Origin of the sequence: Ketobacter sp. MCCC 1A13808 (genome assembly GCF_009746715.1) — a bacterium.
Lineage (GTDB): Bacteria > Pseudomonadota > Gammaproteobacteria > Pseudomonadales > Ketobacteraceae > Ketobacter.
In genome coordinates this window covers 1-13,985 of sequence record NZ_VRKW01000003.1, presented here as the reverse complement: position 1 = coordinate 13,985, position 13,985 = coordinate 1, and the positions used below count along the sequence as shown (strand labels likewise).

Below are 13,985 nucleotides of genomic sequence, written 5' to 3'. Positions count from 1 at the left end.
CATAATGTATAAACTGTTGACCACTTTACTCCTGTCCTGGGTGCTATCGCCGACTGCATCGGCACAAGACTCATGGCGTTTTTCCGGTTTCGCCTCTCTGGCCGCAGGACGGCTGGATCATTCAGGACTAACTTATTCTAACTATGATAACGAGAAATGGCGTTTTGACGGCGATACCGTGCTGGGTTTACAACTCAGCGGCAACCTCGCGGAGCGCTTAACCTTAACCATGCAGGCCGTGAGCCGCGCCCACAGTTTTGATGACCAGGAACCATTTGAACCCCAACTGGACTGGCTGTTTCTCGCCTATCAACTCAATGCCAATTGGCGTTTGCGCGCGGGCCGCCTGCGAACCCCTCACTATCTGTATTCTGAAACGCTGGACGTCGGCTACTCCTACGTCTGGGCCCGGCCGCCTATTGATGTGTATGCAAACGTGCTGGCGCCGTTCAGCAATTTCGACGGTGCCGACATCACCTATCTTATGGATTACAACGAGACTTCGATCGACCTGCAATTTTTAGCCGGTACCATGCGGCGCTCGCTGGACGCCATTAAGATTGAAGTGAAGCCCGTAGTGGGTGGCAATATCAAAATTCAAAATGGCCCCTATACCTTACGCTACAGTCTTTTATACGACCAATCGGATATTCGGCTGAACGGACCCCGGCCTTCCGACCCCGCTTTCCGTCAGCTAGCCGCCTCCAATGCACAACTGGGGTTCATATTGGATTCCCTTGAAAGTGAGGACGCCTGGTACCGCTATCAATCCCTGGGCTTACGTTGGGAGCAGGACGAATATGCCGTCCTGGGTGAGGTGTTTGATATCAAAAACACCGATGAAGGCTACAGCAATGATGCCCATGGCTGGTACATCTCGGCACAGAAACGGTTCGGCGACCTGACCCCTTACCTTGTGCGTGGCGGTTTCACCAATGAATTGAATAAAGAAGCCTTTCAGGTCCTGAAATCCACCTATGCCACGATCCCGCCGGGCATTCCCGGCCTCCAGGTACTGGATCGGGTGCGTGACAGGGTCGGGCGCTACCTGCAATTGAGCAACTACAGGCAGAACACCTGGACCTTTGGCGTACGCTGGGATTTTTATTCCGACTTGGCTCTGAAAGCCGAATGGCAACGACTCGATTTCAGCGACGGCACCTCAGGCCAGATATTACCCACCAATGAAGCGCCCCCGAGCCATACCGTTTTGACCACCATCAGCCTGGACTGGGTATTTTGATGACGTTGACTCGTGGAACCGTGGTGCTTTTGATGCTTTGCCTGACCTGGCTGCAGCCGCAATGTTGCCTTGCCGATATTGCAGTGATTGTGAACAAAGACAATTCGGTGCCCGCATTAACCGAACAGCAATTGAAGCGGATTTTTTTGGGGCGCATGCCGCTGTATCCTGAAACCCACCGGGAAATCCTGACAATTGACCTGCCCCACGATCACCCCGCTTTTATCGCGTTTTACAACACAGTGGTAAAGCTAAAAGACGATAAGTTACGACGTTATCGGGCGTATTATTTATTTAGCGGTCGCGGCAAACTGCCGGTCACGGTTAAAAGTTCTGCTGACGCCATTAAACGGGTAGCCGATGAGCCAGCGGCGATTGGCTATGTTCGGCTTGATGCCGTTACAAAGGATGTAAAGGTACTGATGGTTTTGAAAGAAGCGCATTCACACTAACGCTAACACAATGCAAAATCTGACTGGGGCAAACTATCGGCAGCTTACTGTTCAACACGTTGCAAATTCCGACTACGTAGTCCGGCCACTGGAAGCGGCTGGCAATAAAGAATGAAATTAAGGGTTCGCGGATGGGTTGTTTGCGCGGGCCTTGTCTATATCCTAAATCGCCAAAACACGGATTCGTTTCTATGACCCGACAGGACACGGACTACAACCCCCAAGGACACACCGACGAACAGCTTTGGGCATTGGCCCTGAGCGCCATCATCACGCAAAAGAACGGCGCTTGCCATGACCGCCTTAGCTACGGAGACCCCCAGCTGTATAACAAATTATTGCAAAGCTGGTGGGACATAAGTGACGCAGACTCCTATCGGGAAAGTGTCGCTTGGCTCAGAACAGACGGTCATCGCGTGATTTACAATGACATCTACTGCCGACTCTCTGTTACCACGTATCCTGAATGGCAGCAGCGCCATCAATGGCTCGAAAAAAATGACGCGGGTCAGGCTCTGCGGGAGTCGTTGGTCTGGCACTACCGGTTTATTCTGGGTAATCAATCCATTATTGCCTGGGATCTGGGCCGCGTTATCTTACTTGCCAGAATGGCGGTCACTTGCGGCCACATCACTGAGCAGGAAGCATGGGATACCATTCTTGCCGATGCCAAAGAGGCAAAAAAGCTGTTCTGCAATTGGTATCAGTTTGCTCATAGCTATTTGATAGGCCGCCAATTCGCAATGAAAAACCTCGACGATGCCCAGGGCGAAGAACACCTTCTGGCTGCCCACCACTTACTCACCCATCCGCAAAGCCCCTGGCTTCGGCATCCATTTCGGTCGCCATCGTTATCTGAAAATGAAACCATACCCACGAATGTGGCCCACTGAATTCAGCTCACTAAGGAGGATTTCAAATGACTAAAACGTCTGATGAATGGATGCAACAACTGCGATCCCTGGTGGAGCAAAAACGTTGGGTTGCCGTTAATGACCAGATCGCCTATCAGTACGCTCTTGCCGGAGAAAACCCGGAGGCGACTCACTATAAAATTATCGCGATGGTCCACATCGATGAGCAACGGGCCTCCCGAGCTTTTATTGATTTGGTTAGCGCCCGCTTGGAATACGTCAACAACGATGCCAGCTACTTGAATATGCTAGCCGATGCCTGTATGGAGTTAGAACAATTTTCTGACGCTATCGGATATCTGAATCAGCTCATTCATACCTATCCGGAGAATGCATACCTGCATGAAAAACTGGTCACCGTTGCAGAGAAGGCCGGTGACGACGCACTAGCCCGTGTTGCCAGAACGCGATTTTCATTCTATGCCGGAAAATCACTACTGGCGCAACGAGAGTTTGAACGATCGGCTTTCTATCTGGATCATACACTGCATGATCCGGATCATGATGTGCGCGCTCCATTGTTCATTGCCTGTTGCTACCGACAGCTGAATCAAACGGATGATGCTCTGCGGACTCTTAAATACTATTCAGCGGATTCGGATTTGTATCTGGATGCACTGGAAACGAAATTACAAATAGCCATAGACGAGCAGGATATTGAATTAATACGATCTCTTTCTGCTGAACTTGCCGGAATGGACGAGAATAATATCTCAGCCTTGCGTGCGACCGCCTTCGTACATGAATGGATCGGTGAAACCTACCAATCACTTGAGACTTACTATCGGATTCTCCAACTCTATCCTTACGACGTACTGGCCACACTCAAAGTGACACAATTAGCACAACAGTTTGTGAACCACGCAACCACCGGCGTCGTACCAGTCACAACCTCACAACGAATCAAGGTTGCCAAAATCATGCTAAATGCCGGTTACGAAGAAGCGGCTTTACAATTCGTTGGCTCAGTTGCCTCCAGCGACCCGCAATATCTGGACTGCCTGTTCTTGCAGGCAAATCATTTAATCAAACAATATGAATTCAAGCAGGCACTCGCATTATTGGAGGCCGCCTTTGACAACCATACCCAGAACGTGGAACTCATTAGTTTAATCGCGCAATGTCTGCGCAAACTTGGGCATTACGAACGGGCGATCGAACTCGCTTTGAAGGGGGCCGAATTAGATCCAGACCATATTATGAATCAATTCTGGATGGCTGAATCATTGTACGATCTGCTTTGGTACGGCCATCGCGAACTGACAGAAAATGAAACTCAATTTACCTTCCGCTTTTATCGTTTTTATGCCACACAACAACCCCGAGACGGACAGCCACATCAACGTCTTGCAACCCTCCATTATCTTCAGGGTTCCTTAAGAGAGATGCGCCCCTATCTTGATAAAGCCAAGGACCTGGGTTCTTACAACTATATTGTTGCGTTTCTCTATGGTTTCTATGAGCTACGCCACGGCAGCAAGGAAGAGGCTCTGAGTTACTATTCAGATTCCATCAACTTGAGTGCGGACACGCCTTTTTTTCTGGCGCATCTGGAGCGCGCCAAACTTTTCATCAAGGAGCAGGCATTTGAAATGGCTCAGCAGGATATCGAAGTGTTGCAGAATGGCTGGCCAGGTAATCAGCGGGTTCGTGATCTTGTGTTTTTGTTGGATGAGAGAGTAGCGGGGGAGTCAGTTGACTAAATGCTGAGGAACTGTATTTTATATTGATTGGGGTTTGGCCGTTGCAATAAATTACTACTATCAGAATACAGACGACTTTTGATGCTGATGCAGGAAAAGCGAAAAGGATTAAATAGGCATGAATAAGGAAAAATATCGGGGAGCCCTATTGGGACTTGCATGCGGCGATGCTGTAGGCACAACCGTTGAATTTAAAGCGCGGCATTCCTTCACACCCGTCACCGATATGACTGGAGGCGGCCCGTTTCGGTTGAACGCAGGAGAATGGACGGATGACACCTCCATGGCCTTGTGTCTTGCGCACAGCCTGCTGCATTGCAACGGTTTTGATCCCGAAGATCAGATGAATCGATACTGTAATTGGTACCGGGTGGGCTATATGAGCTGTACCGGCGAATGCTTCGATATCGGCAGCACCGTACGCAGCGCGTTACATCGTTATCTGGAAACCAAACACCCTTTCTCTGGCTGTACAGATGCCCACTCGGCGGGTAATGGCAGTATCATGCGCCTGGCGCCTATTCCCATGTTCTATGTTGAAGACGTTGAAGCCACACTCCATTATGCAGGTGAAAGCTCCAGAACCACTCATGGTGCGGAGGAAGCAATCGAGTGCGCCCGCTTATTTGCCGCACAACTGCGCACTGCTCTTGTCGGCGGTACCAAAGACGACATCTTTATGCACCACGCCTACCAATCTACTCTGGAAACGGTACAGAGTCTGGCTGAGGCTTCCTATCGGCATTTTACCGTTCAGCACGTTGTCGGATCAGGCTACGTCGTTCGGTCACTGGAAGCGGCTTTGTGGTGTTTTTATCATTCCGATAGTTTTGAGGAAGCCGTACTGAGGGCTGCTAATCTGGGCGATGATGCTGATACCACCGCTGCCATCGTCGGGCAGGTGGCCGGAGCCTATTACGGAGTGGAGGGCATTCCTGCGCGGTGGGTGAGTCAGTTGGCAATGAAGGATGAAATCGAGCGGTTGGCGGATCGCTTGTATGAGGAAAGATTTGTCCTCTCTCATGCGTAATGTATAGATAAGTGTGAACGTTTCCTGAGTACGTCGGCTCTTGCCGCCGCCGTCTGCCCGGTGCGTGGTTCAATGAATTTTACCTTCTATTTCAATCGGTTTCGCGTTATTTGCCGCTTTATAAGGCGCAACCTATGATCAAACCAGAGAGTGGCGGGGTCAACGGTTCCGACCCTATCGTAAGAGAATTTGACACAGCCGAAGAGGAAGCTAACTTCATCGCGCGCTGCATCGAAAAGTGGAACAATGCCGGTTGTGAATTACGGGATATCGCTATCGTTTATCGGACAGCCAAGATCGGAGTTCGTCTCGCGAAAACCCTGGAACAAGCCAAAATCCCCTATTTACTTACACACGACAAGGCCAGCAAAGCAAAATATGACCCGCTAAAGCAACGGGTTTCACTGCTCACCATGCATAGCAGTAAAGGCCTGGAATTTCACCGCGTAATTGTGGCGGGTGTGGGAGAAGGCTGCAACGATGACGATAAGGCAACAGAAGTGAGATTACTGTACATTGCCATGACTCGAGCTATGCAGAATCTACTCATTACCAGCTGCACGAATGGCTATTTTACCAAGCAGCTGACTGCCGTTGAAACCAACTTGCTTAATATAGGTTGAATTTGCCACTATGCCGATCACAGCAAAAGGACTATAAACCTGCGTTCAACTATCAAAGGCAATTACACCAGGTAGTGCTCTCTCACAAAGCGGCAAACCTACAAGAGCTCGATGTTTTTTCGAACGCCGCCGACACTCCAGTCGAAGCTCAACCACACATTCTGAATTGGGCTAACGTTTTAGTTCCGGATTTGATATTCAATCGTTTACTGTAGAGCGTGAAGAAGAGCTGTTTATTGAAGTAAAAACTACTAATCGTGGAAAGTACCAACCCTTCTATATTACTGATAACGAACTTGCCTATTCATTGCAATGGAATCAGCAATATTGCCTATATCGTGTTTATGATTTTAAAAATGAAGCACGATTATTCCGCTTACAGGGCGCTGTGGAACAGTATGTTCATTTGCAAGCAAAGAATTATAAGGCGAGCTTTAATTAAGTCACTATTAAGACTTTCCTACTACAGGAAAAAGTAGCTGATCTAGAGCCCTAACGCTTCACCACCCCCTACACGGGCTGCCAATATAGCCTAAATCCTGTACCATCCCCCATACACGCCATCATCAACTTTCTTATATCATGAATATAAAGGCTTAGAATTATGAAATTTTCAACACTAGGAAGTAGTGGGCTCAATGTTTCCCGAGTTTGCCTTGGTACTATGACCTGGGGCACGCAGAACACACAGCAAGACGCAGACGAACAGATAGAGTATGCGCTCAGCCGAGGCATTAATTTTATTGATACGGCCGAGATGTATTCGATTCCCCCCAATGCTGAATCCTATGGCAAAACGGAAACCATCATAGGCAATTGGTTAGCACGCAATGCCGGGAAGCGCAGTGACATCATCCTCGCCAGCAAGATTGCGCCGGGCCTTCCATGGGTGCGAGGTGGAATGCCGTTATGCCGACAAGCGGTTATTGAAGCCGTCGATAACTCCCTGAAAAGATTACAAACAGATTATATTGATCTTTACCAATTGCACTGGCCCAACCGTACCAGCCCGCATTTTGGAAAACACTTTCCCAATCACTATAGGTTCACCGATGCCGACGCCGAAGTTGAAACCGTCGGTATGCTCGATATCCTGGAAGGACTGAATGAATGTGTTGCAGCAGGCAAAATACGTCATTGCGGATTGTCTGATGATACGACCTGGGGCATTGCCACCTATCTGAAGCTGAGCCAAGCGCATAATCTGCCACGCATGGTATCGATTCAAAACGAGTTTAACTTACTGCACATAAAAGATTGGCCTTATCTGATCGAACACTGCGCTATGGAGAATATCGCCTATCTACCCTGGTCACCACTGGCAGGGGGCATGCTTAGCGGTAAATACCTTAACGGAGCCAGGCCAGCAGGGAGTCGTTGGACCATTTCACAGCGCAATGGATTGTTCAGAGACACCGTCGACTCTTCTGCCGCCATCGAAGCTTATATGGGCGTTGCGAAAAAACACGGCATAACGGCCTCGCAACTTGCCCTGGTTTGGTGTGACCGGATTGATGGCGTAACGTCGACGATCATCGGCGCTACTACCATGGCCCAATTACAAGAAGACATTGACGCCTTCGATATTGATTTTACCGACTCAATGAAACAAGACGTACTTGAGGTTATAAAACGATACCCTACTCCGTTCTGATTGGTGCTCGTCGTCATCAATCATTAACCGGTGCCAGGATACCGTTTCAACATCGCAAGCATGGCGTCGTCTTTCAATTCGACGGCGGCCTGCTGTAGCGTGTATTGATCGTATATAATCACACCTCTGTTCGCACCGGCCTGCAATAATGCTTCAGCTATCTTAACGTTTCCAACCGTCACAGCGTGTCCCAGCACGGTCAAACCGGATGTCGTCGAATGATTGATTTCGGCTCCATTTTTCATTAGCCACAGCGCAGCGTCATCTTGCTTATACTCGATAGCTTGCATCAAGGGCGACATACCAGAAGGTTCGCCGGTAACATTGATACCAACGCCGTTCGCTTTTAATAACGGCATGATCTCCACCTGCCCGGTTTGCGCCGCAAAATGCATTGCATTAAACCCCTGATCATCTTTGCTATCCATGGATATACGTTGATCTATCAACCATCGAGCAGTGGCCGTTCGCTGATTCATGATGGCGAGATGCAGCATGGATTTACCGTGATCCGCCCGCGCCTCCCGCTTTACGTTGGCTAACTGTGGTAGCTGGTGGTATATCACTAAAAATAGCTTGTGATCATTAAATGCTGCCGCACGGATATAAAATTCCTGGTAGCTATCGGTTAACGTTAGAGCTTGTTGCCAAACCGATCTCGCCTCCTGAAGCTTACCTTCGGCGTGCAATTGTGCCGCTTTAGTGAATAACACCCAACCATAATGCTGTCTGGCGAGACCGTAATTTAAAAGAGTCAGGGTCTCTTTGCCCGCTCGTTCGGCCCAAACCGGATCAGCGCAATTGAGCAGGATTCGAGAAATTAAATTACCTCTGCCCCAACTGATATTGGGCTGCAACTTAATCATCTCGGCATAATACTTTTTCGCTGTTTTCACATTACCTGTTTCGCATTCCAATTCTGCCAGTTCGGAATAGGCGATCGCACGCGGCAGCGACGGCAATGCCTTATTGTGTGCAGACAGCTCAAAATGGTGATAACTCTCTGCCCTTTTATTGAGGAAGCTTTTTCCATAAAGTCGAGCTTGGTTTACCTCAACCCAAGGATCGTTGGCATCCAGCGCACGGGTTTGATCGAGTTCGTTCTGTGCTTCCTGCAAACTGAAATTCTGTAATGACCAATAGGCTAAGAGAGAGTGGGCGGCCGCCAAATCCGGATCCAGCTCCAACGCCTTGTTTATCAATACTTTCGCACGATTGAGGCCATTGTCACGATAGATACGACCGATCCTATAGGTGGATGCCAACAGGTGGCGGGCCGAAGCCACATAAGCGGGAGCATAGTTTTCATCGGCAGCGATGACTCGTTGAATCAATTGATTCGCAATTACTTGCTCTTCTCCACTGCCATTGTAGTAATCCATCATCGCCTGAGAAACCGCTATAACTTCCCTGGCATAGCGCCGGTAGTAATCGAGATCCAGATTACTGAATTGCGCTGTATCCTCCACTTCCAGCGCCGGAAACCGTTCAGGAAATAGCAATTTTTCACCGCCTTCCAGTTCAAAGATACGGTTCACCTCCACTAATTCCTGTGTATATAACTCTTTCCAGGCAGGCGTAATCTGGGCTCGAATAAATTCTTTTGTTGCTTGAGGCAGTTGTTCGATCGCTTTTCCACTACCCATTTTTCTTTCACAGATTTGCTTTCGTTGCAGCACCCGTTCAGCGTATTGGGTGATCTGTTGTTCCCCGTGAATTTCGGTTAATAGTTGCGTGTAATCACGGTGACATTCTTGGGATACTTTATCTTTTATATAAAGCACTCCCGCTCGCAAAACCTGAAATTCCTGATTTAGATATAGAGCTCCCCCAAAGAGCATTAATATGACCAGCGTTATAACAATGGGTATCGTCTTCATAATCCGCCTCGATTTATAGTTTTTGTTTTGAATAAGCGTCGTTGATCGGAAGTAAAATGATTTAGCCTTAAGGTATTGTCTGGGTCCACTTTACGATGGAGACTCCACGACATGACCATCGTTACCCGCGTTCATTCTATAGTTATGAAACACGGGTAACGTTTTTCACGTTAGATTACCAAGTTGACTGTGCTGGCTCGATTGTTATTTCGTCTGATAGCGTTTTTCAGCATCCTGCATTTTGTCACGTCCACTCTCAATCAGCTTCTGCCCTTCACTTATCTGGGTTTCACCTTCTTCGATTTTTTCATTGCCACGTTGAATCAGGTTATTGCCATCGGCAATTCTTTCTTCACCTTCTTCCCAATCGCTTGCAATCTCTTTTAATTTTTTGACTCTTTCAAGCGCGCCTTGCCCGGAATCAATTCCCGTAGCCGTCTGGTGGAGCGCCTGATACGCTTGGCGATTCGTCTGGACTTCAACATTACCGGCTGCGATGAGTTGTTCTCCAGTGCGTAAATCTGAACGCCCTTTCTCAACTAGTTTTCGACCATATCTTATTTGTTTTTCACCCTCTATGGACTCTTCTTTTCCTTCTTCCCATAGTTCGGCAATTTCGATTCTGGATTCTCCGTCCGCCATCACGAGCCCGCCGAACGCGGGTACTTTTGTTGCACATCCACTCAAACTAACTAATCCAGATAGAAAACAGATCAAAAGGGTGTTTTTCATAGGGGGAACTCCGTGGTTTTCGAATCAAAATGCTAATGCGTTGCATTAACGCTATTTGGCTATTCCAGTAGCGATGCAAATGCGGACAACAGAATATATTAGTCTGGAACGCGATTAAATAATTTGACTCGAATATTTCACGGACAGGGGTAAGTTCACCTGTGTATGAACCGGATCAATGAAATGATCTGGAGGATGGTAAAAGCGTAGCGATACATTATGTTTCTTCTCAACTTACCGAAGTTTCCACTACTTTATTTTGATCTTTACACCCTTTCGGAAAACGTTTTAGCCCCAAAATGAGAAGTGAAATAACCAGCATATTAATAAAATAGATACCCGCTTTATTCGCCACATACAAATCAATATTCAATACCGAAAGTAGAAAGGCCGGAATGAAAATTGCTCCCAAAATCGCAGTCACGCGGATACCTATGGCCATTATCCGATTGGTATTTTTTAATTTTAAACGGGCGGCCGCAATCGTTCCGATAGTCATTACAAGGGCTGTAATGACTCCAAAAATGCTAAACATGAAACAACTTCCTTATTGTTAATAATGAATTCTTTTGTTAACTGATTTACTCGCATTAGCAGTATAAGGGGTGGCTCATCCAATATTGTTATTTCGCGGTCATGAATTTCGGATCGGGCTTAATAATCGCTACTTCAATTTTAATGGCAACAATCCTGCAAAGCTTTGCTGATTACGGATAGTTAGTTCGTGGTTGTGCGCTTACGCTTGCTTCAAAAATCCAGAGTAATTAGCAACGACAACTACATTAACAATGCTGAAATCTATGCATCAGCGCACTCTATCAGACACAGAAGTTTTGACGCCCTCATACCTATTGTAAGGCTGACCCGTTTTAAACTATTATTTCCTCTTAGTATACCCGACCGACCAACGTAGATAGATTTGTATTATCTAATAAACAAGACAAACAAACAGACCTAGAGAGATCTAGATATTTTTCTATTTTGTCAAACTCACCTGATAGATTTGGGTTAAGCTCTAGATCAAAAATCAATGAATCGTTATTCGATTCAATTTGTGATTTTAGAACAAAATATATTTTTTCATTTTTTTACCTCGCTCTATTTCCTTCAATAGAATCGCAGCGATATTAAGTTTTTCTTCATTGCCACCGCCATCTATACGATCACGTAATTTTTTTGCAACTCCTAACCAAAATATGCTTTCGCCATGAGTATTACATACACCAGCAATTCCTTGTTTATATCTTTTTAATAATTCGTCATTCAATTTTTTATTCATCATCGTACTCTGAAAGTAGTGATTTTCCGTTTTCTTTTCTAGTAATGTTATTTTTTTTGAAGAACCTTGCATGCCCCAATTTTTCTTTCGACCGATAATCTTTTGTATTCCCTCCAGCTTGTAGCACATCGCAAATATGAGACATACAACTATTCTTCAAAGGATCGTATACGCCAAGCTCTTTATCGGTCATATTTTCTTGAAATGCTATGGCCGCTTTGGCGTTAGGAAGATTGAATTGCGCCTCAGCAATGTGTGTTCCTGAATTAGAGCTGCGTGGATCAAACGAAATGGTCGTACTACTTCTATCATCAGTATTGAACACTTGGTGCGAAGCGAAGGAATCATTGTTCGATCTCACCTCCACCATGAAATGGCCTTCCTGATATCCGTTTTCAAACTGCCTAACTATGGCTACATCTGCTAAATCTTCTTGCTCCGTTTTTGGGCAATCCCCAGGTTTTGAGGTTAACCCTAACGGATCAACCCAACCCACCGGATTCGCCGCATACTGATAATTATTAACCCCACCCAATAACCCAATCGGATCCTGCTGAACAAAGTGCCCCGCCCCCGGATCATAATACCGAAACCGATTGTAATGTAACCCCGTTTCCTCATCCCAATACTGGCTCTGAAACCGTAGATTATTCTCAACCGTATCCACATCCTTGCGCACCACACTACCATAAGTGCGGTACCGAACCGACCACACCACCCGACCTTCCCAGTCCGTCAGTTCCTGCGGCGTGCCCAGATGGTCCAGGTGGTAGAAGTAACACTGATTGTTTTCCACAAACGCCAACGGCTTAAAGCTATTCGGCTCATATAAGTAGAGCTTTTCCTTGTGCCCGCACTTCTCACTCAGCAGCACATCCCCGTTCCACAAGAACTCCGTTTTCCCAAGAAATCTTCGTCCCAGAGTGTCGCAGTGACACTGAGTGCCGTCCGCCAATGGGCAATGAACTAAGCTGGTTTTTCATTAGAATACGCTTCAAATATCCCTTTTCTTTCGAGTTGCTCGGACATCGCCATTAGATGATCATAAATTTCCTGATTATTGTGATGGGTTCTCGCGTGGAGAACAGATTGGTAGTCAAATTCTGGGTGGTGACGCGCCCATAGCAAACACTTACAATATGTTTCTCTTCTTATATCTCGATAATCGCTCGGTTCTATTAAAAGTTGAATTTCTTCTTCTGAAAGTGGGCGCACGTTCGAAGCACTATGAAAGCAAAAGTTATAAAGAATATGTCCTATATTTTCGACTATATCTTTTTCATTCATATATCTACCTATTATTGATAATCGTCAAAATCTATATTCGGTGCAGGATGGACTCTAAGATCGTTATAGTCGTCTGCTTCTCTTGTAAATCCACTGCGGTACACTTTATCAATGACGTTATTATCCATTCCCCTGTCTTCAAGTTCATTGAAAAATTGGCTGTTTAATTTTTGGGTTGGTCGGTAATGGCCGCTCGCATTATTCACTTCTAACAAAATGCCTTCAACAACTGTGAGTTCTCCTGCAGCCGCTACGGGACTACCACGACCTAAGCTTGAGTGATGCAAGTTGCCCATTACGGCGCCGCCCTTGGTGGCAAAAATCCTTCCATCAGGATGCATGACAAACATAGAATTGCTTCCATCCTTCGAATCAAAGGGTAATCCTGTTTTTTTATTCACTATCAGGTTTTCACGCACGTCCAATTCGTAATCTAGAAGTCGTTCATCATCAAAATATTCTGTGCCCCGACTCATTCGCAGATTCCATCGATCGAGGTTGTTGTAATCATCTTCACCCAAATATTTATCTAGCATTGTAGTTGTTTGATATTTCGACTGTGAAACTTTGGAGAGCTTAGCGGCCTGTTGTGCAGTAAACCCTTGCTCTCTTAATACCTTATATCTATCAAAACGCTCCTTACAAACCATACCCAATGGATCAATCCAAGAGACCGGATTCGGCGCATACTGATAACAATTAACCCCACCCAATAACCCAATCGGATCCTGCTGAACAAACTGCCCAGTCCCCGGATCATAATACCGGAACCGATTATAATGTAACCCCGTCTCTTCATCCCAGTACTGCCCCTGAAACCTAAGATTATTCTCAACCGCATCCACATCCTTGCGTACCACACTACCATAAGTGCGGTACCGAACCGACCACACCACCTGGCCTTCCCAATCCGTCAGTTCCTGCGGCGTGCCCAGATGGTCCAGGTGATAGAAGTAGCACTGGTTGTTTTCCACAAACGCCAACGGCTTAAAGCTATTCGGCTCATATAGGTAGAGCTTTTCTTTGTGCCCCCGCTTCTCACTCAGCAACACATCCCCGTTCCACAAGAATGCTTTCCCTGACGCAACCGGTCGTATAAATACGCCTGCACCCCTGATGGCCTCTGGCTGTTAAAGAGTGTGAACCCCGACATTCTAACCCCTCTATTTTTTACACGACCCAGACGCG

15 protein-coding genes are annotated in these 13,985 nt (G+C 46.8%); 8 read left to right on the top strand and 7 right to left on the bottom strand.

What is annotated here, in order from left to right; all coding sequences use genetic code 11:
* Window positions 1–4: 4 nt before the first annotated feature.
* From FT643_RS06960 to FT643_RS06925, 8 genes are all read left to right on the top strand, one after another.
* On the top strand, window positions 5–1,243 hold the full coding sequence (locus FT643_RS06960; RefSeq protein ID WP_198043381.1) for a hypothetical protein: 1,239 nt from the start codon (window positions 5–7) through the stop codon (window positions 1,241–1,243).
* The gene (locus tag FT643_RS06955) at window positions 1,243–1,695 is read left to right on the top strand and encodes a type 2 periplasmic-binding domain-containing protein (RefSeq protein ID WP_156870624.1); all 453 of its coding nucleotides are present in this window, start codon (window positions 1,243–1,245) and stop codon (window positions 1,693–1,695) included. The genes FT643_RS06960 and FT643_RS06955 overlap by 1 nt, the downstream gene beginning before the upstream one ends.
* 191 nt (window positions 1,696–1,886) lie before the next feature.
* Window positions 1,887–2,588, top strand: a complete 702-nt coding sequence (locus tag FT643_RS06950; RefSeq protein ID WP_198043380.1) for a DUF1266 domain-containing protein — start codon at window positions 1,887–1,889, stop codon at window positions 2,586–2,588.
* 26 nt (window positions 2,589–2,614) lie between these two features.
* Window positions 2,615–4,312 (top strand): tetratricopeptide repeat protein, encoded by a 1,698-nt coding sequence (locus FT643_RS06945; protein WP_156870620.1) that lies wholly within the window; start codon window positions 2,615–2,617, stop codon window positions 4,310–4,312.
* A gap of 118 nt (window positions 4,313–4,430) precedes the next feature.
* A complete protein-coding gene (locus tag FT643_RS06940) occupies window positions 4,431–5,342 on the top strand; it encodes an ADP-ribosylglycohydrolase family protein (protein ID WP_156870618.1) in 912 nt (303 codons plus the stop codon).
* A 134-nt stretch (window positions 5,343–5,476) separates the two neighbouring features.
* Window positions 5,477–5,965, top strand: coding sequence for a 3'-5' exonuclease (locus FT643_RS06935; protein WP_156870616.1), 489 nt, complete (start codon window positions 5,477–5,479; stop codon window positions 5,963–5,965).
* Window positions 5,966–6,161: 196 nt separating this feature from the next.
* Window positions 6,162–6,407, top strand: a complete 246-nt coding sequence (locus tag FT643_RS24005) for a protein NO VEIN domain-containing protein (protein ID WP_411267800.1) — start codon at window positions 6,162–6,164, stop codon at window positions 6,405–6,407.
* 162 nt (window positions 6,408–6,569) lie between these two features.
* The gene (locus tag FT643_RS06925; RefSeq protein ID WP_156870614.1) at window positions 6,570–7,619 is read left to right on the top strand and encodes an aldo/keto reductase; all 1,050 of its coding nucleotides are present in this window, start codon (window positions 6,570–6,572) and stop codon (window positions 7,617–7,619) included.
* 23 nt (window positions 7,620–7,642) lie between these two features.
* On the opposite strand, the gene FT643_RS06920 is transcribed toward FT643_RS06925, so the two are convergent.
* From FT643_RS06920 to FT643_RS06890, 7 genes are all read right to left on the bottom strand, one after another.
* Window positions 7,643–9,499: an ankyrin repeat domain-containing protein gene (locus tag FT643_RS06920; RefSeq protein WP_156870611.1), complete on the bottom strand. Its 1,857-nt coding sequence runs from the start codon at window positions 9,497–9,499 to the stop codon at window positions 7,643–7,645.
* 204 nt (window positions 9,500–9,703) lie between these two features.
* Window positions 9,704–10,231, bottom strand: a complete 528-nt coding sequence (locus FT643_RS06915) for a hypothetical protein (protein ID WP_156870609.1) — start codon at window positions 10,229–10,231, stop codon at window positions 9,704–9,706.
* Between the two features lie 229 nt (window positions 10,232–10,460).
* Complete coding sequence (locus FT643_RS06910) at window positions 10,461–10,766, bottom strand: hypothetical protein (protein WP_156870607.1); 306 nt, start codon at window positions 10,764–10,766, stop codon at window positions 10,461–10,463.
* Window positions 10,767–11,291: 525 nt separating this feature from the next.
* On the bottom strand, window positions 11,292–11,510 hold the full coding sequence (locus FT643_RS06905; protein WP_198043379.1) for a hypothetical protein: 219 nt from the start codon (window positions 11,508–11,510) through the stop codon (window positions 11,292–11,294).
* Window positions 11,503–12,384: an RHS repeat domain-containing protein gene (locus FT643_RS06900; protein ID WP_317621964.1), complete on the bottom strand. Its 882-nt coding sequence runs from the start codon at window positions 12,382–12,384 to the stop codon at window positions 11,503–11,505. The genes FT643_RS06905 and FT643_RS06900 overlap by 8 nt, the downstream gene beginning before the upstream one ends.
* A 92-nt stretch (window positions 12,385–12,476) precedes the next feature.
* Window positions 12,477–12,797, bottom strand: a complete 321-nt coding sequence (locus FT643_RS06895) for a hypothetical protein (protein ID WP_156870601.1) — start codon at window positions 12,795–12,797, stop codon at window positions 12,477–12,479.
* Window positions 12,798–12,808: 11 nt separating this feature from the next.
* Window positions 12,809–13,849, bottom strand: coding sequence for an RHS repeat domain-containing protein (locus tag FT643_RS06890; RefSeq protein WP_317621963.1), 1,041 nt, complete (start codon window positions 13,847–13,849; stop codon window positions 12,809–12,811).
* Between the last annotated feature and the right edge of the window lie 136 nt (window positions 13,850–13,985).

What these genes read in the sequence shown, in the direction of transcription:
- FT643_RS06960 (WP_198043381.1), top strand. Translation starts at nt 5, where the DNA reads ATGTATAAACTGTTGACCACTTTACTCCTGTCCTGGGTGCTATCGCCG.
- FT643_RS06955 (WP_156870624.1), top strand. Translation starts at nt 1,243, where the DNA reads ATGACGTTGACTCGTGGAACCGTGGTGCTTTTGATGCTTTGCCTGACC.
- FT643_RS06950 (WP_198043380.1), top strand. Translation starts at nt 1,887, where the DNA reads ATGACCCGACAGGACACGGACTACAACCCCCAAGGACACACCGACGAA.
- FT643_RS06945 (WP_156870620.1), top strand. Translation starts at nt 2,615, where the DNA reads ATGACTAAAACGTCTGATGAATGGATGCAACAACTGCGATCCCTGGTG.
- FT643_RS06940 (WP_156870618.1), top strand. Translation starts at nt 4,431, where the DNA reads ATGAATAAGGAAAAATATCGGGGAGCCCTATTGGGACTTGCATGCGGC.
- FT643_RS06935 (WP_156870616.1), top strand. Translation starts at nt 5,477, where the DNA reads ATGATCAAACCAGAGAGTGGCGGGGTCAACGGTTCCGACCCTATCGTA.
- FT643_RS06925 (WP_156870614.1), top strand. Translation starts at nt 6,570, where the DNA reads ATGAAATTTTCAACACTAGGAAGTAGTGGGCTCAATGTTTCCCGAGTT.
- FT643_RS06920 (WP_156870611.1), bottom strand. Translation starts at nt 9,499, where the DNA reads ATGAAGACGATACCCATTGTTATAACGCTGGTCATATTAATGCTCTTT.
- FT643_RS06915 (WP_156870609.1), bottom strand. Translation starts at nt 10,231, where the DNA reads ATGAAAAACACCCTTTTGATCTGTTTTCTATCTGGATTAGTTAGTTTG.
- FT643_RS06910 (WP_156870607.1), bottom strand. Translation starts at nt 10,766, where the DNA reads ATGTTTAGCATTTTTGGAGTCATTACAGCCCTTGTAATGACTATCGGA.
- FT643_RS06905 (WP_198043379.1), bottom strand. Translation starts at nt 11,510, where the DNA reads ATGAATAAAAAATTGAATGACGAATTATTAAAAAGATATAAACAAGGA.
- FT643_RS06895 (WP_156870601.1), bottom strand. Translation starts at nt 12,797, where the DNA reads ATGAATGAAAAAGATATAGTCGAAAATATAGGACATATTCTTTATAAC.